Below are 20,365 nucleotides of genomic sequence, written 5' to 3'. Positions count from 1 at the left end.
AACATAGCTTATACTGACTCTGCCTGTTGCCGGGCACGTTCGGAAGCCGTGCATTTCTTGGCTGGAAGCTGTTTGGCTTCGGACATTTTTCCTGCCCGCAGCTCCAGGGTGCGGGTTGCCAGTTTCCTGCGAAAATGCGGATCATGAGACACAAGGATCATCGCTTGGGGCAGCTCAAGCAGGATTTCTTCAAGCCGTTGCAGGTTTTCTTCATCAAGCGCATTTGTCGGCTCATCAAGAAGAAGAACATCAGGTTTCATTGCAAGCACCGCAGCAACAGAAACCAGCCGTTTTTCACCACCTGAGAGTTCGTGCGTGATGCGTTCACGCAAATGTTTGAGATGAAGCTGATCCAGAACATCGTCGACGATCGCCAATGCTTCTTCCCTGCTTGCACCGAGATTAAGCGGGCCGAAGGCAATATCTTCGACAACCGTTGGGCAAAACAGTTGATCATCCGGGTCCTGAACGATGAAGCCAACCCGACAACGAAGATCATGAAAATCTGCATCAGAAACGCGTTTTTGTCCGAATGCACTGATTTCTCCACCAAGCGGCTTGATCAACCCGACAAGGATACGAAGCAAGGTACTTTTCCCGGCCCCATTGGGCCCGGTGATAAACAGACGTTCATTTGCTGAAAGTGACAGGCTGACACGATCAAGAACACTATGTCCTGCCCGGTATCCATAGGAAATATCGTTTAGTTCAATAAGCAAGGACATAAATACGATCCATCAGGATAAGGGCCGCGATCATAACGAAAAAGGTTGCACCAAGGATGGCATCACGCCTGCGAAACACCAGCTGATCAATCATCGGGAAATGTCCACTAAACCCCCGGCATTTCATGGCCTCAAGCACACGTTCTGCCCGCTCAAGCGACCGAACAAGTAACATACCGAACAGGTAACCGAATGATCGATAGGTATGGAACGTGTTTCGTGCCTTGAACCCGCGCAGCTTCATCGCCATCCGCAGACGGTGATACTCATCATGCAGTACCGAAATGTAACGCACCGTGAACATCATCAGATGCACCAGTGCCGCCGGGCACCTTAACCGGTACAAGGTATGCCCCAAGGTTACAGGCGTCAGCCCCGAAAGCAGGCTAAGCATCATCAGAACAACCGCGTTTGCCCGGATCCCGATCAGGACAGCATGTAAAAGGCCTTCCTTACTGGCGTCCGCGCCCAGCATCGAAAACATCGGTGTTCCAGGCGTGGTAAACGGCAACATGACCAACATGACAATAATGAAGCCGTCCATTGCCGCCATACGCTTCAAGGTCAGTCGAAGTGGCAGATCGGTCAGCAACATTGTGGCAATGGCGATGACAAAGGCACCAAGGGCAAATTCGATCTGTTGCAAGGACACCACCATCACAGCAAACAGACAAGCAGCCACAACACGCACGCGTGGATCAAACGATCCAACAAAGGATGGTGGTTTAACCCCGCCTCCTCGCGCGCTTAACGGCTGGTCATGCCCGAATAAATGACTCATGGCTTTGACGCTTCGGCTTTCAACCGTCTGGCAGCAATGTAATATGCGATCCCGAAGAACCCGAATATATAGCCAATACCCCCAAGAACCGATTGGAGATCATTCTTCTCCTTATAGGCGGTAATTTCGCGCCGAAGGGGCCGAAGTTCATCACGAACAATGGCGGCTATGGCTTCTTCCTGTTCTCGGCTTATCGCGACATTCCCGGAACGGCTTGAACCATCCGGGCCAGCTTGTTTTATGCTGGTTTTTTCATTTGCTCGCGATTGCGCTTCGCCCGTCAGCCCGGCCTGGTCGGACAAATCAGAAATGGCAAAGCCTGCCTCGGCGATGTGCCCGGCGCCCAGATCCGCCCGAAAGACCAGATCGACCTTCTCGCTTGGCGTATAGATAAAAAATCCGTCCCCATCGGTCATGACCTGATCGATCTTATTCCCCAGATTGTCAAAGACCTCAACCACCGTATCGGCAGCCATATCTCCGTTGGAGAACCCGATTTCCCCTTCGACATTCGAACCACTTGGAAAGACAGACGCGATCACCTTATGCGCCTGAGCCCCATGCGCGCCGAACATAACCCCGGCAATAATGATCCCTGTGGCCAGCTTAGCCATTGTTGGCCTCATTTGCCTGTTCAGCAAGGATGATCGAGCTTTGCACCGCATATTCATTGGCCTGATCACCGGTCATCAGCAAGGCCGGTTTGACTTTCATGATCAGATACACGGCAGCGGCAGAAACAAAGCCTTCAACAGCCATGATCGGAATATGGGCAAAGAACACGAGTTTGGCGGCCGGAATGAACGCATCCCCGCTCAGCGTCAGGGAAATCGCCACAAACAACGTGGTCAACGAGATAGAAAGTGCCCCGGCAATGCCGCCCCAAACAGCAGCAGCCGTCGGGTTGCTGCGCGCAACGACACCACGGAACATGAATCCGGCAATCACAGCCGGGAAGGCAATATTGACCGTATTGACCCCAAGAACCGTAAGACCGCCAAATCCGAAGAAAATCGCCTGTAACAACAGCCCGACAAAAAGTGCGGGAAATGCCGTCCAACCAAGAACAAGACCGGCAAGGCCGCTCATGATCAGATGAACACTTGAGGGCCCCACCGGGACGTGAATAAGCGAGGCCACAAAAAACGTTGCCGACAGCACACCGGTTGCCGGAATTTTATCGATCGGGAGCTTGCGCAACCCAAGACCAAGTCCGGCAACCGCAAGAACCCCGCCCCCAATCAGAACTTCAGGAGCCAGTGCCCCGTCCACAATATGCATCTGTTTTTGTCCCCACGCCTATTTCACATCATAGGCACGAACCCACAGGACTGCATCCTGAGAAAGCTCTTTACCGTTGAATTCTTTATCAGGGCCACTGCCAAGTGCCGCAAATCCCCAAAACCCGGCTTTGGGAATACCGAAGGTGAAATAGCCGTTTTCATCGGTAAGCGCCACAATAGCCCCACCGGGCATTGGTTTTGCAGTTGGCTCCTTCGGTCGGCCATTTGCCATATCCGGTTCGGCAGCCATGTATTCAACTTCCACCTCGACACCGGAAACCGGCTGCCCGTCACTCAGAACACGACCACTAAAAGTCGACCCGGCGACGATGTTGGTCGGTCTGTTTAGCGGCAAAATTTCCGTTTTCAGCCCTTGTGCTTCCATCCAGTCCGTCGGAATTTCATTCCGGTTCACATAGGATTTTGTAATCTGCTGGATATAGATATCTTCGCTTTGTTCGTAATATGGCGCAGGCACAACCACCATGACGTAATCGCCACTGCGTTTGAGTGTCAGCGTGCCATCAAATGCCGCCGCCGAGTTCTCAGACCCGGTAAACGTCGTCGGAGAAAGCGTTGATTCCAAATCGATCTTTTCACCACGATGAATAACGTAGAACTCAATCGGATTGGCCATATCCATGACATGTCCGTTTTCAAACGGATGCCAGAAGATCAGCTTGACCGGAACATCACCAGCAGCGGCCTGATTGACTTCCGGAGTATATACCAACTGGAAATGGGCCTGTGCGGCCAATGGCATCAATAATATAAAACAGACGCTTGCAACAGCGCACCTGCCAACGGTCTTAAACATATAATCGTCTCTTCCACGAACGATGCATACCGGGCAACTGCCCGACACGCAGTGTTAGGATAAAGAACGATAGGATGGCTGGAAGCAAGATACCGGTTAAACAAGACCGCATTTTCCCTGCAACCTGACGCTCACCCCGGCGTCCAACAGTTCAGCACCAGACAAGCCGTGTCTGGCAGTCAAAGGCAGGTCTCCTGGCTCACGGTTTTAAAAGCATTACGCCTTCCCGGTTCTCACCAGTGGCATGTGTAATGCTCGGACCGCTTACAGTTGCGGGGGCAGCCGTGGCATTGTCGTAACGCACCACGTTCCCTTTTAAGCCAATCCCGAAGGATCAGCACCCAAGACACAGGCATAATCCATGTCGGGATCATAACTGTCAACTCTTTGCCAAACCATTGGCCCACTATCTTTCGGATAGCATAACTTGACCGGTTGTTTGCCGCTGGCAAAAATTGCTTAACACACCGTATAACCATACGAAATGCATTCTGTTTAAGGGCTAAACGACATGAAACCTGAAACTGTTCTGGACTTCTGGTTCAAGGAACTTGATCAAAAACAGTGGTTTATCAAGGATACCTCACTTGACGCCCACATTTCCGAGCGGTTTTCGGACTTCCACACTGCGGCGCATGCAGGTGAACTCTATTCCTGGCGCGCGACTGCAAATGGCCGTCTGGCCGAGATCATTGTTCTTGACCAGTTTTCGCGAAACATGTTCCGCGACCAGCCGCAATCTTTTGCATCGGATACCGTGGCCCTGATACTGGCACAGGAAGCCGTGGCAAATGGAACGGACAAGAAACTGTCCAACGCGCAAGAGCGTGCATTTCTTTACATGCCCTATATGCATTCGGAATCTGAACTGATCCACGAAATCGCACTGGAACTGTTTGCCCAACCGGGGCTTGAGCATAACTACGAGTTCGAGATCAAACACAAAAGGATCATTGACCGTTTCGGCCGTTACCCGCATCGCAACGAGATTCTCGGGCGTGTATCCACCTCCGAAGAGCTGGCATTCCTCAAAGAACCTAATTCTTCGTTCTAAAATGCAAAAAAGGGACGGCAACCCGTCCCTTTTCTTTTGATCAGATGTGATGAGCTAGCAGTCAGCTATTAGCCGACATTGCGATCGCGTTTGTCCCACCATTCCTGAACCAACCTTTCGGCTTCGTCGATATAATCTGCCTTGCCTGCCAGGAATGCCGCCATTGCAGCACTCCCCTTGATCCGTGCTTCGGCACCAGAATCTTCGACATCTCCGCGCCAGACTGAAAGGAAGTGTTTCAGGGTTACCGGACTTTGCTCGTCGAGCTCTTTTTCCGTTTTGGACAGCATCGCAGGCCATCTGACGTCGCAAAGCTCACCGTTATCTAGCATGCGCAGGTCGACATGCTTGAAAGGCGTACGTTCTGCCTCACCGCCACCGCCCTTGATCACGCCGATCCGTGGAAGTTCAAGCAACTTTCCGGTTTCACGATGCACATCAAGAAAGGCCGGATGAAATACACCTAGGAAAGCCGCACGCGCCTGTAACGGATTAAGCAACCGCAGTAATGTATTGACCGGGCTTCGCAAACCCAGCAACGACCGCAAGCCGATCAGTTCCTGCAATTTCGGATGCATGTGCCGCAATGGCAGATATGCGAACCCTTGGGCAGCGATATCTGATCTTGCTTCTTCTGCGGACATCGCGATTGGCAGTTTCAAGGCCTTGATCGCAGCTTCGGTGCCAACACCATTGACCAGATGGGAATTATATCCATGCATCAGGACCGGCACACCATTCTGCGACAACAAATGTGCCGAAAGTACAAACCAGGGCAAGCCGCGTGTACGCCCCGCCGCATAAGACGGCCAATCGAGCATCGGTCGCCCTTCTGCACCAGCGTCCTGACCATCATCAGGGTCAAGTCGGGCGGCCTTGCGGACAGCTTCGATCATGCCCGCAAGTTCATCGGGCGTTTCTGCCCGATAGCGCAGCATCAATAAGAAAGCCCCCAGTTGAATGGGTTCAACCTCGTCGCGCAGGATCATGGAAAAAGCGTCAAAAGCTTCCTCACGGGTCAGACTGCGTGAACGGCCCGGCCCCCGAAAGAATGTTCTCAAATACCCGGAAAACGGATGTGCCTCGGGCAGATGATTGTCATCCTCGAGCTGTTCAAGATGCTCGTCGGTCATTAGTTATCACCGAAATAGTTTGTGTTATTGGTCATGAACGCGGGTAAAGACCCACTCCGTCTCACTCGACAGGTCATCCTGATAGTAATAGCCATCAAGCTTGAACTTCTTCAAACCCTGCGGATTTTCCAGTCGATTGTCGATCATGTATCGTGCCATCATGCCACGGGCGCGCTTTGCTGAGAAGCCAACAACCTTGGCTGCCCCGCCTTTGACTTCTTTGAATACCGGCGTAATTACCGGGCCTTCAAGCAGTTTGGTCTTTACTGACTTGAAATATTCGCTTGAGGCCAGATTGATCAGGCTGCGATCCTTATGGCCCTGTGTAAGCTTGTTGATTTCAGTGGCGATCTTGTCACCCCAAAAAGCATAAAGGTCTTTGCCACGCGGGTTCGACAGTCGTGTGCCCATCTCAAGACGATATGGCTGCATCAGATCGCGTGGTTTGAGCAACCCGTATAATCCCGACAACATGCGAAAATGACTTTCCGCCCAGTCTATGTCGTCTGCTTTCATGGTGTCGGCATCAAGTCCGACATAGGTATCGCCACGAAAAGCATAGATTGCCGGTTTGGCATTGGTGCGATCAAAAGGCCGTGAAAAATGCTGGAAGCGCTGGTAATTCAGATCAGCAAGGTTTTCACTGATCCCCATCAGCTTCATCAAATCGCTGCGGCTTTTTTTCCGCGCAACTTCAATCAGTTCTTCAGTGTCGTCCAGAAATGCGGGTTGTGAAACAGCCATTTCAGGCACGTCTGTTTCAAAATCCAGCTTCTTGGCCGGGGACACAACAGCAAGCATCAATCTGCCTCTTCTCTTTCATCTCGGATCAATTTGTCGTAACAAGCCATAAGGCATGGACAATGTCTAGGGCCCAAGCCCATGTACAGGAGTATACGACTGTACATGGATTTGGACCCTTGGCGTTTTCCATAAACTTCTAATCTTGCAGAAAATCCGCCAGGTGCAAGCCTTGGCGGAAGAAAGGACCAGTTATGAGTGAACAAGTTCGCGCGTCGCACATTCTCCTGATGTATGCCGGTTCGGCACGTTCGAGTGCAACCCGCACCAAAGAAGAAGCATTGAACGAAATCAATGCTCTTAAGGATCAGATCGCAAACGGTTCCGATTTTGCAGAACTGGCAAAAGCCAACTCTGATTGCCCGTCCGGCCAGCAGGGCGGCGATCTCGGCTTCTTCGGCCGCGGCATGATGGTTCCGGAATTCGATGCTGCTGCATTCAGCATGGAAGTCGGCGCGACCTCTGATGTGGTTGAGACCGATTTCGGTTACCACCTTCTGCAGCGCACCGCCTGATTGCAAAGTTCGTTGCTGCGATGATCAAAGGCTGGCACCTATGTGTCAGCCTTTTTGTTTGGCACTAGAATTCGACAACAGGCGCATCAAGCTCGTACTGTCCCTTGTGGTCTTCGATCTCCAGCACCCAGACATCCCGGTCGAATTCAACCTGTTTGCGACAATATGTATCACAGTTGAATTCTGTTTCGCGTCCGCCCTCTGCCCCCCCGGCCACCATCATCCAGCCAAGCTCACCGTCAAGGGTTGTGACGCGTGAATAGACAAAACAGCCCGCATCAAACCGGTTTAACTTCAACAAGACCGCCCCTGCTTCTTCATTGCCTTTATGAGCAACCATGGCTGTGATCAGATTTGCCTGACAAATTGCAATCTGTCCGCGCACCCAAAGGCCTGCCTTTAAGCGAGGCTGCATCAAACACCTTCCCGTGTGGCGACAACATTTTCCGACATTTGCAATATCAGATTCGGATCCGGGCAAATGCTTGCCCAGATATCCCACTCGGACGGCTTTGCTGCCCCGAAATAATCCCCTTCACGTCCGAGCATGTCAAAAATCACCTGAAAATGCAGATGAGGAATCCAGTCCCCATTGATGGGAAAATCTCCGAACCGGCACAAAATCTCACCCGCAGAAAACTCCTTGCCCTTGTAAAGACCATCAAGTGAGTCCCGGCTCAGATGCCCATAAAGCGTATAGAACATCACACCTTCTTCAGGTTGATGCTGCAAGATGATCGTCGGGCCATAATCAAGATGAAGATTATTATCAGCAAAGCTGTGTACGACACCATCAAGCGGCGCAAAAACCGGCGTGCTGGCAGGCGCAAACAGATCAATGCCCAGATGCTGGCTACGGGCCTCGCCATCATTTTTGAACTGATCGGATTGATAGCATATGCGATCTTCGCGGTAGCGACCGACACCGACAGGCGCGTTTGCCTTGGCAAGCTGCTGCCACATGATTTCAGTTTGTCGTGCAGGATCGCTGGTTCCGCCAATCACCACATCCCCAGTGGCCGAGAAATCATAAACGATCTTCGCGCACGTCTTAAGGTCCCATTCCAGTACCGGGCTAAACGTATCAGCGTTTTCAACCAACCATTGCCGCAACATTTCCGCATTGGGAACAGGTTCCTGTCCTGCAGCAAGGCGATCCTGATAGTTCTGAAAACGTTTGGCGGCACGAATTGGCATACAGGCGGTCACGGTGGCAGCTCCGAAACGAAAAAAGGCAGGGAACAAAGCCCTGCCTTTTGCCTACATGATAAATTGCCTGATCGGCAAGTCTTACCAGTTGGTGACTTCGTACTCGCAAGATACGTCATCATCGTCCGTATCCGTCAACGCGACCGTAAGACGGCGCATCTGCGGGTTGAAACGCTTGATAAAGTTCAGGAGAAGCAGCGTTTCTTCGGAAAGTTCGCCCGCGTCTTCGTCATCATCGTCAAGTTCGCACAGCTCGACCAGTTCAAGGAACAGCGCACCCAGTGCACGTTTGACGTCTTCACCACCTTTTAGGCCTCCGGTAAGTTCGCCCAACGGCTCAAGGTCAATTTCCAGCTTGCGCAGGTTCTTGCTCATCTGGTCGATAGCGTCTTCATCAAGAACCATCTCGGCCGCGATCATATGCGTGCCGACTTCGTTGATGTTCATGAAGCCTACAAATTCGAACAGATCGTCTTTGGTACGACCGTCTTCCAGCAGCTTTTCGGTGTGCGCTTCGAATTCCTCGAAGTCGATATCTTCGCCAAGATCGTTCTCAAGATCGCTCATGTCGGTCTCCAATGAAAATTTGCGCTGCTGATACTCTGGATTGCGGTAAAACTCAACCCGCACTGGCAACATGATGATCAGCTATGCAGGTTCCACATTTCGACGATATAGGCGCTTGCAAAGAAGATTGCGAAGAATAACGCAATGTCAGTAGGATATAAAACAGTTCCAAACTGCTTTGTTATGTCGTCAGTTTACGTATGGACCAAATGATGCCGGCTTTTACCGTTATTGATATCGTTGCAATTTGTTGGGCAATGTCCTGGTGGGTCGGCTATACAATTTTTGCTGATGCAGGACCGCGACGTCGCAACTCTATCTCGGCTCATATGGCGCGCAATCGCCATCGCTGGATGGAACAGATGCTTAAACGCAATCTGAGAATGGTCGACACCTCTATTGCGGGCAACCTGATTACCGGCATCAGTTTCTTTTCCTCGACCACCATTCTGGTATTGATCGGCCTTGTTGCGCTTCTTGGCTATACCGATAAGGCCATTGAAACCGTCTCCGCCCTGCCCTTTGCGGTCGAAACGACGGCCGGGGTCTGGGAATGCAAGGTGGTTTTGCTGGTCATCATCTTCATCTATGCATTCTTTAAATTCACCTGGGCATTTCGCCTGTCGAACTATTGCTCGATCCTGATTGGTGCCGCACCTGACCCTGGTGAACCTGATGCGGCACGTGCTGCGGCGCGTGCCTCGCGGATGAGCATGATGTCAGCACATAACTTCAATCGCGGTATCAGGGCCTATTTCTTTGCGCTGTCAGCCCTTGCATGGTTTTACCATCCAGTCGCGTTTATCGTTTGTGCCACCTGGGTGACGCTGGTTCTCTACAATCGGGAATTCAGATCGCACGCCCTTGACATCCTGAGCGGTCATCACTGATTTCCCAGCGACACATACAAAAAGGGCCGCATTATGCGGCCCTTGGTTTTATATTCTGCAGCCCCAATCCCCTAAGCCGTCTGGGCTTTCCGACGAATTGCGTACCCAGCCACAATCAACAGAACCAGACCAACGGGCAAAGCTGCACTGTAAAGCAGCGTCACCCAACCAGAGTCGGCGTAAATCGACCCGGCCGACAGGGAAGCAATCGCCACGGTGCCAAATACGGCAAACTCGTTGATCGCCTGAACGCGCGCCTGTTCGGAAGAACGATAGTTTTCCGTCAGGAATGTTGTTGCACCAACAAACATAAAGTTCCAGGCAATCCCAAGAAGCACAAGCGATACCCAGAAATTCCCGATCAGGTCCTGTCCGGACAATCCGACTGCCAGACAGACAAAGTTCAACAACGCGCCAACCTGAATGATCTTCAGCGCCCCGAAACGCTTGATCAGATTGCCGGTGAAGAAGCCCGGCGCATACATCCCGACAACGTGCCACTGAATGATAAAGGCCGCATCGCCGAATGCATAATCGCAATCAAGGATCGCAAGTGGTGTGGCTGTCATCACAAAACTCATGACAGCATAGCCAAGCGCCCCGGCAATGATGGCAACGATCACAGCAGGCTGGCCCAGAACGACCTTAAGCGGACGCGCCGGTTCTGCATGCTTGTGACCACGCATATCGGGTAGACGCAACTGTCCGATCGCAATCACCAACAGCACCTGTAACCCGATCAGGGCAACGAATGTGCCAAGAAACGGAACCGTCTCAAACCAGTTACGTGCGAAACTTGCAAGATTTGGCCCGATAAAGGCCGAAGCCAATCCGCCCAGCATCGTGTAGGAAATAGCGCGCGCACGAAATTCCGGCGGGGCTGCTTCAGCTGCCGCAAAGCGGTACTGCATGGCAATGGCATTTCCCGCACCGATGCAGGCACAGGCTACACATAGCAGCCAGAAGTTACTGTAATAAACAGCCCCCATCCCTGAAAGCGCGCCCATCATGGCGATCCCCGAGCCCATCCAGAATCCGAACTTTCTCCCGAACTTTGCCATGACCATGGCCGAGGGTGCAGTCATCGCCATCATGGCAATCATCATGAAGGCAACCGGGAGGGTGGAAAGCGATTTATCGGTTGCCAATGAATAACCAATGACTGCGGCAACCGTGAAAATCAGCGACATCGCACTGGCAGACAGCGCGACACACAAACTCAGAAACATAATGTTCCGGCGAACTTCCGGACTGGACATTTTGGGGCTCCCTTACGAGGCGTTGGTGGCGCCTTTGTTTTGATCTTCCAAGATAGAACAGGTTCACCTTCACGACTGCAAGCCAGATATTGGCTTTTGTCATGTGCTTGTGTCTTGCTCTGAATGTTTCACCTGTTATATTGGCTCATCACTTGACGGGATAGTATCAATGCACGGCTTTGCCGACAAAAACTTGATCACCAATGCAATCACTGCGCGCCTTGATGGCTGCACAGTGCTTTGTGCTGTCCCGAATATCGCTTTTTTCAAAGAGCGAACTTGACCTCATCCTGAAATTCCTTTTCTTGTGCATTTACCCCGCGTAAACATGCGGGTTCTATATGTGCATTATTGAATTATGCCCGCAGATAAAGCAGAGTTGAGCCAACCATGATTGCCCTGACCCTTCCCGATGGCGCCGTACGCGAATTTGACGGCCCGGTATCGGGTTTTGATGTCGCAAAAAGCATCAGTTCTTCGCTGGCAAAGAAATCCTTTGCCATCATCGTCAACGGTGAAGTACGCGACCTTTCGCGCGAGATTGACACTGACGCGACTATCGAAATCGTGACCAAGGGCCATGCAGAGGTTCTGCCGCTGATCCGCCACGATTGCGCCCATGTGATGGCCGAAGCCGTTCAGGAACTTTATCCTGACACGCAGGTCACCATTGGCCCGTCCATTGAAAACGGTTTTTATTACGACTTTGCACGTAGCACGCCGTTCACGCCCGACGATCTGGTCAAGATCGAAAAGCAGATGCACAAGATCATCGAACGGAACGAGCCGATTGTTCGTGAAGTCTGGGATCGCAACGAAGCGATCAAATTCTTCCTTGATAAGGGCGAGAAATACAAAGCCGAGATCATCCGTGACCTGCCGGAAACCGAAACCATTACCTGCTATCGTCAGGGAGATTTCATTGATCTTTGCCGTGGCCCGCATGCACCGTCCACGGGCAAGATTGGCAAGGCCTTCAAACTGATGAAGGTTGCCGGTGCCTATTGGCGTGGCAATTCGGACAACGAGATGCTGCAGCGTATCTATGGCACCTGCTGGGAAAGCAAGGAAGACCTTGATGCGTACCTGCACATGCTTGAAGAGGCAGAGAAACGCGACCATCGTCGTCTTGGCCGCGAAATGGACCTCTTCCACATGCAGGAAGAAGCACAAGGGTCTGTCTTCTGGCATGACAAGGGACTGAAGCTGTATCGCAAGGTCGAAAACTATATCCGTGATCGTCTTGATAACGCCGGATATCAGGAAGTTCGTACCCCGCAGCTTGTTGATCGTGTGCTTTGGGAAAAATCCGGTCACTGGGAAAAGTTCCGCGAGAACATGTTCACCACGACCCCGGATGAAGATGATCCCGAAAAGGTTCTGGCGCTTAAGCCGATGAACTGCCCGTGTCATGTGCAGATTTTCCGTCTGGGCAGCAAATCCTATCGTGATCTGCCGCTCCGCATGGCGGAATTTGGTTGCTGTCACCGGAATGAACCGTCCGGCGGTCTGCACGGCATCATGCGTGTCCGTCAGTTCATTCAGGATGATGCGCATATCTTCTGCACCGAAGACCAGATTGTCTCGGAAACCAAGATTTTCTGTGACCTTCTGAAATCGGTTTACAAGGATTTCGGTTTTACCGACATTCTCGTCAAATTCTCCGACCGCCCGGAAGTACGCGCCGGTTCGGACGAGATTTGGGACAAGGCAGAAGCGGCCCTTCGAGAAGCCGCCGAAGAAGCAGGTCTTGCACTGGAAATCAATCCGGGTGAAGGCGCGTTCTACGGGCCGAAACTTGAGTTCGTTCTGCGCGATGCAATTGGTCGTGACTGGCAGTGCGGCACGCTGCAGGCCGATTTTGTTCTGCCGGAACGTCTTGATGCGTCCTATATGGGCGAAGATGGCGAGAAACACCGTCCGGTCATGTTGCACCGTGCAATTCTCGGTTCGCTCGAACGCTTCATTGGTATTCTGATCGAAAACTATGCCGGTCGCCTGCCCTTGTGGCTGTCTCCGGTTCATGCGGTCATCTGCTCGATCACCAATGAGGCCGACGATTACGCCCATGAGGTCAAGGCAGCTCTTGAAGCCAAAGGTCTCAGCGTCGAGCTTGACCTTCGTAACGAGAAGATCAACTACAAGGTCCGGGAACACAGCCATGCCAAGGTTCCGATGATCCTTGCCCTTGGCAAACGCGAAGCGGAAGAAAAAACCGCATCGGTTCGTCGTATCGGTTTCCAGCATCAGAAAACCTTTGCCATCAATGAACTTGCCGAGGCAATGGCTGCTGAAATCCGTGATCGCGTGATCGAAGCTGAGTTCTGATCAACTGCTTAAAACGATAAAAAGCCCGCAGGCAATTGCTTGCGGGCTTTTTTGTTTGGTCATACTGAGATCAGCGCGGCGGTAACTTAGGATCCCCTTTGGGAAGTTGTACCTTATCCGTCGTACCGGAAAGCGTTATCTTTCCAAACTGACCGCGATCAGGCCCCGCATGTTGCGCCCTTGCTTGCCCGTATGCCGCTGCGGGATGGCGGGCATTTCCAAAAACTTCGGCAATGAAACGCCAGATTTTTGGTACCAGCCAGATCAGCAGCAATATGAACAACGCAAACAAGACGAAGAAGATCACGGGGTGGAAAACGACCGTGTAAAGGGCGCCAAAGACGGCAACATCTTCGGTGACAGAGGCGATGCTGTTGGTAACCGGTTCAGGCGATGTGTTAATCGCGACCCTGCTACCGGCCTTGGTGAAGTGACTGCCAGCGGCAATGGTCCCGCCAACAAGCAAACTGATCGCGGTTTGCGCTTCGTCCCCCAGTCCGGCATCAATACCGCTCATGGCTCCTGCCGCCAGCAAAGCACCGGCTGGAATCCGGATGAAGGTATGGACCGCGTCCCAAACACTATCAACGACCGGAATTTTGTCCGCGACGAACTCGATCAGATACAGGAACATTGCAAGGGCAAGTACCCACCAGCTTGCAAGAATTTGCAAATCTGGCGGCAGATCGATGAACCCGAAATTGTTCATCATGCCCAGAACAACCACCGTTCCGTAAAGATTGACCCCGCTGGCCCATGCACCGCCCATGCTCAGCGCAAGTGTTTCAATGATTCCCAACGGCACGCCCTTTCTTTGACATATTCTTCACCAACAAGTGATTACTAGAAGCTTACAGTTGTGATAAATCAAAAATTCGAAGCGTCCCAACGCACATGTAGATGCCACAAGATGATCAATGAAAGGTATGACGATGAACCGCAAGGGTAAAACCCCTAAAATGATCTCGGCTTGTGCGATGTTTGTATTGCTGGCCGGTTCGATGACCTCCACCAGTGCACTTGCAATGGGCAACTCCAACACCTGGAGCTCGGACGGGACGGATTTGTCTGCTGTTACGGAGCTTGTCGACACCGGTATGTATGACATGGCCATCGACAAGATCGAAGCGATGCTCAAAGACGATCAGGACAATGCGGACCTGTTCAATTACCTTGCTTACAGCCAGCGTAAAACCGGCGATTTTGAAAGCGCTTCGCAGAATTACGAACGTGCCTTGATGATTGATCCTGAACATGTCGGGGCACTCGAATATCAGGGTGAATTGTTCCTGCAGACCGGAAAACCTGAAATGGCGCGCGAAAATCTTGCGCGTCTGGAACAGGTTTGCGGCACAGATTGCAAAGAGTACAAAGAACTTTCCGGGAAAATCGGAAGTTAGATAACGACTGCCAGGCCCATAATCTTCCACACAATAAAAAATATCGGCCCTATTCGTTAGAATATCTTTTTATTTTGGCTCCAAAACGTCATATGTCGCAGGAAGACGGGCGTTTTGGAGAGTGGAAGAGATATGTCAGACGCGATAATGCGCAAAAGCTACACTGTTGTATGTATCCGGTCGACGGGTCAACAAATGGACCTTGAAACGGTCGCCGATTACAACGCAGCAATGAATTCAGCCAAAGAAGCACTGGCGAATAGAAACAATACCGAAGTTCGTATTGTCGAAAGCAAATATGATCAGGCTACCCGCAAAGACAAAAAACAGGTCATCAAAATCCTGACCGCTGAAACAGGTGGCGGAAGTGCCGGTGCAAGTCGAAATGGCCGAAAAGGTAAAGCGAACGCCGGTATGAACAGGGAAACAGCAAACAAGGCTAGCAAAAGCGTAATCAATATCGTCATTGCAATTACCGTTTTGGTTTTGTTGGCCGGCATCATGATCCCGCTGATCACACGTTGATCAAAACGGGATTTTTACCACACTGCTTTTGCCTTGATAGCTTCACCAAACCTCATATCCATCTGATTTTTCAGCCTGCTTGACTGCAACGATGGCGCTTGTAACAGTTGCGGCAAGCCCTGCTGCTGGCTATAACTGACGCTGATAATATAATCATCAGGTGAAGCGTGAAAATCAGAGCTGCGACAACCAACAAGAATGCCCGTCTGAGACGGGGCTGGTTTACAGCCGCAGCACTTTTGCCACTACTAACTGCCTGCAGCACAGATGATCTTTCAGGCTTGTGGTTCGGTGCTGGCAGCAACGAACAATCACTTGGCGCACAGCAACCTGCGAACATGGATCAAAAAGCCAGCGTCGAGTTCAACCGCGCAGCATGCGGTCTTTTCTTTGCTCCGGCAACCAAAACGGATCAGCTGCAATCAACGGCAGCTGAAATTCCGCTTGACCGAACGCCGCAAGAAAACCTGATACAGGCCATCTCATTTGACATGGATGGTGACTATGCAAACGCCAGAAAGCTTTACGTATGGCTGACGGCGTCCCCCCCGGAAAACAAAGTCAATCTGGATTGCGGTCAGGGTATCAAGCTTTCGGGGAATATCAGCTCCCTCGCCCAACGCCGATTGAAGACCCTTGATGGGAGCGCGCCGCAATTTGCGCGATCTCATGAAATCGACGCCGTTGTTGCTGCCGCAACGGTTGCACCGGGCCCGGAACTTCCTGATCCGCCAAAGGTCGAGCGCGACCGTCGATTTTATGAAACCGGTGGAGTGACTGTTGCGGCCCCGGAAGATAGCACCAAGCCTATTGAACGTATGAACATGGAAGTCAGCGCAAACACGGCCCAGCTGACAAAGGTCGAACCACGCATTTCGTCTGCATCTGCGCCAGCACCGCAAACCGTCGCTGTAGCTACGCCATCAAGCACCATGTTAGCTACCTCAACAGCAGCACCGCCGCAAATGGTGCCTGTCCCTGTTTCCAAACCGGCTGAAACCGCTGCCACATCAGAGATGGTATCTGTGCCGGTACCAATGGTCGATGCACCAACCATTGCAGGAACAGCAGAAAGTGTTGAACATGACGGCACGGTCGTTGCAACCAACTCTCGACCGATTGAGCAAGGTCAGCTTGAAGTGGTTGACCGCGAGCCATCCAGCACCATGATCGAATTGCCGATGGCGTCACAGTCGGAAGCCAAACAGGTTGCCAATCAGAATACAGCATCTTCCGCGCCAAGAATTGTACCAACAGCCAAAGCAGCGCCCGTTATAACAAACGGCCCCTACTATGCAGTGCAATTGGCAGCATATCGATCACGTGGGCGGGCTGAGGACGCCTGGTCGAAATTCCAGTCATCCTCTAGAGGTGTTCTGAGTAATGCCGAACATGAAGTCGTCACCATTGCAATTGAGGGTCAGGGACTTTTCTTCAGGCTCCTGACCGGAAAATATTCCACGCAGGCGGAGGCAATATCGGCCTGCGGGCAATTAAAGTCAGTTGGTCTTGATTGCTTGATACGTCGCGTAACGCCTTGATTTAAAATTATAGTTTATCAGGACTTAACGCTCTTTTGCCCGATATCTCTTGCGGTCGCTTTACGGTTCAGGCGGGCCAGAACATCCGGGCGGGTTTTGTACCCGTGACGACGTAAAAATCCGGGCATCCGGCCCAGAAGATATTCCACTTTTTCATTGTGCCGATAGTAACGCCAGCGCACATGCTGGATCAGACGTCGCGTCCGTTTTGACCCGGCGGCCAACATCGGCAGCCCCACAGCAATAAAAACCATACCGAAAAATGGCGGCGGCAACGGCAAAAACACCAAGCCGATGATCAAACAGATGGCCCCTGCCAGCATCAGCCCCATTGATTTCAAATGCCGTATTCTGCGCACAACAATCCCTTGTCATCACGAGACCAATCAACTGCCGTCTCATTATCCGGTGGCACCGGTGTGGCACCAAAAGAATGTTCAAAGACATTTTATCGTCAGGGGAATTGCTATTGTGGTGTGCTGGGTTACATTGCACAGAGAATATGAAATTTTATCAGGTAAAAGACATGCTTTCCGCTCTTAAAACCGACAAGGCACAGATGCCGACAGCCGACACCGCATTACCCGGACGTGACGATGCGATTGCCGTTGCGGATCGAAATGTTGTGACCGGTAATCCGATGGTTGGCCCCTTCCCCGATAATATGGAAGTTGCCGTGTTTGGCATGGGATGCTTCTGGGGAGCTGAACGCCTGTTCTGGAAAGCAAATGGCGTCTGGAGCACTGCGGTCGGCTATGCTGGTGGTTACACTCACAACCCGACATATCGCGAAGTTTGCAGTGGAATGACCGGCCACGCCGAAGTCGTTCTGGTTGTTTTTGATCCGGCTGTCATTTCCTATCAACAGCTGTTGAAACTATTTTGGGAAAACCATGATCCAACCCAGGGCATGCGACAGGGTAACGATATCGGAACTCAATACCGTTCGGTTATCTATGTAGGCAACGCAGATCAGAAAGCCGCGGCAACAGAATCACGCGAAAACTATCATGCCGCGCTTACCACGGCTGGCCAAGGTGACATCACCACGGATATCGCAGATGTCCCGACCTTCTACTATGCAGAAGACTTCCATCAGCAATACCTTCATAAGAACCCGGACGGATATTGCGGGCTTGGTGGCACGGGTATTTCCTGTCCCGGCATGTAATGATGATATTTAGCGGTTGTTCGACAACGCTCGGTTTGAGATCTAACTGATACAAATCAGTTACTTGTCATATCTCGTTATAGGTATATTCTTTGTCCGGAATGACAAGCGCAGGTTATACCAACAGATATGCCGGGCCCGTTTTTGAATGACCGCTATTTCATAGCACTGCACATATCCTGGTGGCTGCTCGGGATATGGTTTTGCGGTGGCCTTGAGGTTGCCGTTTCTTTGATGGATGAAAGTATCCCGCTTCCTCAGCTTTCGACGTCAATAATCTTCTTCTTATCAATTGCTGCGGTCCTGGCAGTTTTACACCTGATGGTGCGCCGAAATGCCAGCGCACGTGAACGCTTCTTTGCCCGACTGCCCGGAGTGGTTTTTCGCATCGACGAAACCGGCAAGGTCGAGTTCGCATCTGAACATGGTCTTGACTGGGCGGGCGTGTCGACATCTGACAGTTTGCCAAAACAGGTCTTTGATCCGGAAACCTTGCAGAATCTTCGCCGCGAAGCCATTGAAGCCAAGGGCACGATTCAGACATTTGAAGACACTGTCAAAACCAACCTGGGCGAACAACGATGGGTTCGCATCCAGATGCGGGCTCTGCCTCCGTTCACCGATGACTGCCAGATTGACTGCATACTGTGGGATATTACGGAGCTTGTGCAGGAGCGCAATCGACGTCGCGAAAGCGAGGAACGCTTGCAAATCCTTGAAACGCTAAGCAATGAAGCCCTGTTCTTGCACGATGGTGGCAAGTGTGTTGATACAAACAACGCTGCCGAACGCATGTTTGGCTATACACGCAATGAACTTCTTGATCTCAGCGCATCCGATATTATTTCCAGCGAAACCCTGCCACTTGTCATGGCCAATATCAGATCAGGTTATGACAAACCTTACGAAGCCGTCGCAAAATGCAAGGACGGCACGATGTTTCCATGTGAAATCAATGGACGGAATGTGATGGTTCAGGACAAGACACTGCGCCTCACCAGCTTCACCAATATTTCGGATCGCAAGTTTGCTGAAGAACAAATTCGTTTTCAAGCCAGTCACGACGCATTGACCTCATTGCCGAACCGCTATCTGTTCATGGACCGTCTGGGCTTCGCGATAAAACTTTCCCAACGTCGGCGCGAATGTTTTGCATTGATGTTCATTGATATCGACGCGTTCAAGGAACTCAATGATACCGGTGGCCATTCAACAGGCGACAAGGTTCTTGGCGAAATTGCATCTCGCCTGACCGGCACGCTTCGAAATGTTGATACTGTGGCACGCATTGGCGGCGATGAATTCACTATTATTCTGCCCGGAAGCGAAACTCCGCAAGACGCAGAAAAGGTCGCCCGAAAACTGCAAAACGCACTTTCAGGCACCCCGATTGATCTTGGCAATGATCGCCCACCTTACCACGTTTCCGCATCTATCGGGATTGCTCTTTATCCCGATCATGGTGAAACCGTTGACGAGCTTCTGGTTTCTGCTGATGACGCCATGTATGCCGCAAAAAGAAGCGGAAGGAACAACTTCCGCTTTGCGACAAACAACAGATCAAGAACTCGCTGAGCAACCGTCAGTACGACCGCGATGACGATTATACAGGCATACCGCCATATTCACGGCTGAGATCGGCACAAACACGGCGGACTTTCAGGCCCAGCAATTCGATATGATCGTTCGGAATGCGTGCCGCTGGCCCAGAAAGTGAAAGTGCGGCAATCGGGCTTCCTGTTTCGTCACGTACCACACCTGCAACGCAACGCAGGCCAACAGCATGCTCTTCGTCGTCAAGGGCATAGCCACGTTGACGTGACCGTTCCAGATCCTTTTCAAGGGCACTGACTGATACGAGAGTCCGCTCTGTGATCTTAGGCAAGCCATGCTTGGTAACCACGGATTTCAGCTCTGCTTCTGGCAAAAACGCCAAAAGAGCCTTGCCAACGCCGGAACAATGCATAAGCGCACGGCGACCGGGGGTTACGAGCGCACGCATCATTTTACGGCATTCGACCTGAGACAGGAAAATCACCTCGCCGCCATCTGCAACGGCAAGGTTCACCGTTTCACCGCTATCTTCCATCAACGCACGCATATAGGGGCGTGCAATCTGGCTAAGATTGCGGTTTTTGGTAAAGGCATTGCCAACACTGAAGGCCTGCACACCGACAAACCAAAGGGTTCGTTCACCATCGAACGAAACATATCGTTCGTGCTGCATCGTGGTCAGCAATCTGTGGGCCGTCGATGGGGGTAACTTAACCTGTTGGGCAATTTCGGTCAGAGTCATGCCATCATCGCTTTCTGCAAGCGCATTGAGGATGCTTAATGCTCTGACCAGTGATTGAACCTGCTGCATG

The 20,365-nt window shown here is 51.7% G+C and carries 23 protein-coding genes and 1 riboswitch; of the genes, 9 read left to right on the top strand and 14 right to left on the bottom strand.

Features of this window, described 5'->3' with window-relative positions; translation table 11 throughout:
- Positions 1-8: 8 nt before the first annotated feature.
- The 5 genes from ACTU44_RS12385 to ACTU44_RS12365 are packed head-to-tail and all read right to left on the bottom strand — an operon-like array spanning position 9 to position 3,606.
- A complete protein-coding gene (locus tag ACTU44_RS12385) occupies positions 9-725 on the bottom strand; it encodes an energy-coupling factor ABC transporter ATP-binding protein (RefSeq protein ID WP_114097753.1) in 717 nt (238 codons plus the stop codon).
- Complete coding sequence (gene cbiQ, locus ACTU44_RS12380) at positions 709-1,506, bottom strand: cobalt ECF transporter T component CbiQ (RefSeq protein WP_462095563.1); 798 nt, start codon at positions 1,504-1,506, stop codon at positions 709-711. Before cbiQ ends, ACTU44_RS12385 begins: the two co-directional genes overlap by 17 nt.
- Positions 1,503-2,120, bottom strand: coding sequence for a cobalt ABC transporter permease (locus tag ACTU44_RS12375; RefSeq protein ID WP_462095562.1), 618 nt, complete (start codon positions 2,118-2,120; stop codon positions 1,503-1,505). Before ACTU44_RS12375 ends, cbiQ begins: the two co-directional genes overlap by 4 nt.
- Entirely contained in the window at positions 2,113-2,787 is a 675-nt protein-coding gene (cbiM, locus tag ACTU44_RS12370; RefSeq protein WP_114097750.1) for a cobalt transporter CbiM, read from the bottom strand. The genes ACTU44_RS12375 and cbiM overlap by 8 nt, the downstream gene beginning before the upstream one ends.
- Positions 2,788-2,805: 18 nt before the next feature.
- A complete protein-coding gene (locus tag ACTU44_RS12365) occupies positions 2,806-3,606 on the bottom strand; it encodes a DUF4198 domain-containing protein (protein ID WP_114097749.1) in 801 nt (266 codons plus the stop codon).
- A 167-nt stretch (positions 3,607-3,773) separates the two neighbouring features.
- Positions 3,774-3,966, bottom strand: a riboswitch (cobalamin riboswitch).
- A gap of 151 nt (positions 3,967-4,117) precedes the next feature.
- On the opposite strand from ACTU44_RS12365, the gene ACTU44_RS12360 reads away from it, so the two are divergent.
- Complete coding sequence (locus ACTU44_RS12360) at positions 4,118-4,660, top strand: DUF924 family protein (protein ID WP_114097748.1); 543 nt, start codon at positions 4,118-4,120, stop codon at positions 4,658-4,660.
- A gap of 68 nt (positions 4,661-4,728) precedes the next feature.
- Here ACTU44_RS12360 and ACTU44_RS12355 read toward each other — a convergent pair whose 3' ends face one another.
- Together ACTU44_RS12355 and yaaA are read right to left on the bottom strand one after the other, a co-directional pair.
- Complete coding sequence (locus ACTU44_RS12355) at positions 4,729-5,793, bottom strand: glycosyl transferase family protein (protein ID WP_114097747.1); 1,065 nt, start codon at positions 5,791-5,793, stop codon at positions 4,729-4,731.
- A gap of 24 nt (positions 5,794-5,817) precedes the next feature.
- Positions 5,818-6,594 (bottom strand): peroxide stress protein YaaA, encoded by a 777-nt coding sequence (gene yaaA / locus ACTU44_RS12350; protein ID WP_462095561.1) that lies wholly within the window; start codon positions 6,592-6,594, stop codon positions 5,818-5,820.
- Between the two features lie 194 nt (positions 6,595-6,788).
- Here yaaA and ACTU44_RS12345 point away from each other — a divergent pair, with 194 nt between their 5' ends.
- A complete protein-coding gene (locus ACTU44_RS12345; RefSeq protein ID WP_114097745.1) occupies positions 6,789-7,109 on the top strand; it encodes a peptidylprolyl isomerase in 321 nt (106 codons plus the stop codon).
- Between the two features lie 64 nt (positions 7,110-7,173).
- Here ACTU44_RS12345 and ACTU44_RS12340 read toward each other — a convergent pair whose 3' ends face one another.
- From ACTU44_RS12340 to ACTU44_RS12330, 3 genes are all read right to left on the bottom strand, one after another.
- A complete protein-coding gene (locus ACTU44_RS12340) occupies positions 7,174-7,524 on the bottom strand; it encodes a DUF1491 family protein (RefSeq protein WP_114097744.1) in 351 nt (116 codons plus the stop codon).
- On the bottom strand, positions 7,524-8,318 hold the full coding sequence (locus ACTU44_RS12335) for a peptidoglycan DD-metalloendopeptidase family protein (RefSeq protein ID WP_258548668.1): 795 nt from the start codon (positions 8,316-8,318) through the stop codon (positions 7,524-7,526). Before ACTU44_RS12335 ends, ACTU44_RS12340 begins: the two co-directional genes overlap by 1 nt.
- A gap of 81 nt (positions 8,319-8,399) precedes the next feature.
- The gene (locus ACTU44_RS12330) at positions 8,400-8,885 is read right to left on the bottom strand and encodes a hypothetical protein (RefSeq protein ID WP_114097804.1); all 486 of its coding nucleotides are present in this window, start codon (positions 8,883-8,885) and stop codon (positions 8,400-8,402) included.
- A 200-nt stretch (positions 8,886-9,085) separates the two neighbouring features.
- Here ACTU44_RS12330 and ACTU44_RS12325 point away from each other — a divergent pair, with 200 nt between their 5' ends.
- On the top strand, positions 9,086-9,775 hold the full coding sequence (locus ACTU44_RS12325) for a DUF599 domain-containing protein (protein ID WP_462095560.1): 690 nt from the start codon (positions 9,086-9,088) through the stop codon (positions 9,773-9,775).
- A 71-nt stretch (positions 9,776-9,846) separates the two neighbouring features.
- Here ACTU44_RS12325 and ACTU44_RS12320 read toward each other — a convergent pair whose 3' ends face one another.
- A complete protein-coding gene (locus tag ACTU44_RS12320) occupies positions 9,847-11,034 on the bottom strand; it encodes an MFS transporter (RefSeq protein ID WP_462095559.1) in 1,188 nt (395 codons plus the stop codon).
- 390 nt (positions 11,035-11,424) lie between these two features.
- Between ACTU44_RS12320 and thrS the strand changes: the two genes are divergently transcribed.
- Entirely contained in the window at positions 11,425-13,362 is a 1,938-nt protein-coding gene (thrS, locus tag ACTU44_RS12315; protein ID WP_462095558.1) for a threonine--tRNA ligase, read from the top strand.
- A gap of 70 nt (positions 13,363-13,432) precedes the next feature.
- Here thrS and ACTU44_RS12310 read toward each other — a convergent pair whose 3' ends face one another.
- Positions 13,433-14,167, bottom strand: coding sequence for a DUF4126 domain-containing protein (locus tag ACTU44_RS12310; protein ID WP_462095557.1), 735 nt, complete (start codon positions 14,165-14,167; stop codon positions 13,433-13,435).
- A 112-nt stretch (positions 14,168-14,279) separates the two neighbouring features.
- Between ACTU44_RS12310 and ACTU44_RS12305 the strand changes: the two genes are divergently transcribed.
- From ACTU44_RS12305 to ACTU44_RS12295, 3 genes are all read left to right on the top strand, one after another.
- Positions 14,280-14,762 carry a tetratricopeptide repeat protein gene (locus ACTU44_RS12305; RefSeq protein WP_258548665.1) on the top strand — a complete coding sequence of 161 codons (483 nt, stop codon included), beginning with the start codon at positions 14,280-14,282 and terminating at the stop codon, positions 14,760-14,762.
- A 195-nt stretch (positions 14,763-14,957) separates the two neighbouring features.
- A complete protein-coding gene (locus tag ACTU44_RS12300; RefSeq protein ID WP_336080793.1) occupies positions 14,958-15,287 on the top strand; it encodes a hypothetical protein in 330 nt (109 codons plus the stop codon).
- 167 nt (positions 15,288-15,454) lie between these two features.
- Entirely contained in the window at positions 15,455-16,828 is a 1,374-nt protein-coding gene (locus tag ACTU44_RS12295; RefSeq protein WP_462095556.1) for an SPOR domain-containing protein, read from the top strand.
- A 17-nt stretch (positions 16,829-16,845) separates the two neighbouring features.
- Here ACTU44_RS12295 and ACTU44_RS12290 read toward each other — a convergent pair whose 3' ends face one another.
- Positions 16,846-17,160 (bottom strand): PGPGW domain-containing protein, encoded by a 315-nt coding sequence (locus ACTU44_RS12290; RefSeq protein WP_462097439.1) that lies wholly within the window; start codon positions 17,158-17,160, stop codon positions 16,846-16,848.
- A 194-nt stretch (positions 17,161-17,354) separates the two neighbouring features.
- Here ACTU44_RS12290 and msrA point away from each other — a divergent pair, with 194 nt between their 5' ends.
- Both msrA and ACTU44_RS12280 read left to right on the top strand, forming a co-directional pair.
- On the top strand, positions 17,355-17,999 hold the full coding sequence (gene msrA, locus ACTU44_RS12285) for a peptide-methionine (S)-S-oxide reductase MsrA (RefSeq protein ID WP_462095555.1): 645 nt from the start codon (positions 17,355-17,357) through the stop codon (positions 17,997-17,999).
- 234 nt (positions 18,000-18,233) lie between these two features.
- The gene (locus tag ACTU44_RS12280) at positions 18,234-19,574 is read left to right on the top strand and encodes a PAS domain-containing protein (protein ID WP_462095554.1); all 1,341 of its coding nucleotides are present in this window, start codon (positions 18,234-18,236) and stop codon (positions 19,572-19,574) included.
- A 28-nt stretch (positions 19,575-19,602) separates the two neighbouring features.
- On the opposite strand, the gene ACTU44_RS12275 is transcribed toward ACTU44_RS12280, so the two are convergent.
- On the bottom strand, positions 19,603-20,364 hold the full coding sequence (locus tag ACTU44_RS12275) for an IclR family transcriptional regulator (RefSeq protein ID WP_114097736.1): 762 nt from the start codon (positions 20,362-20,364) through the stop codon (positions 19,603-19,605).
- Position 20,365: the final 1 nt, after the last annotated feature.

This window comes from Thalassospira sp. SM2505, assembly GCF_054901115.1.
Note: the sequence above shows the minus strand (reverse complement) of the source record. Positions and strands in the feature narration are given on the sequence as shown.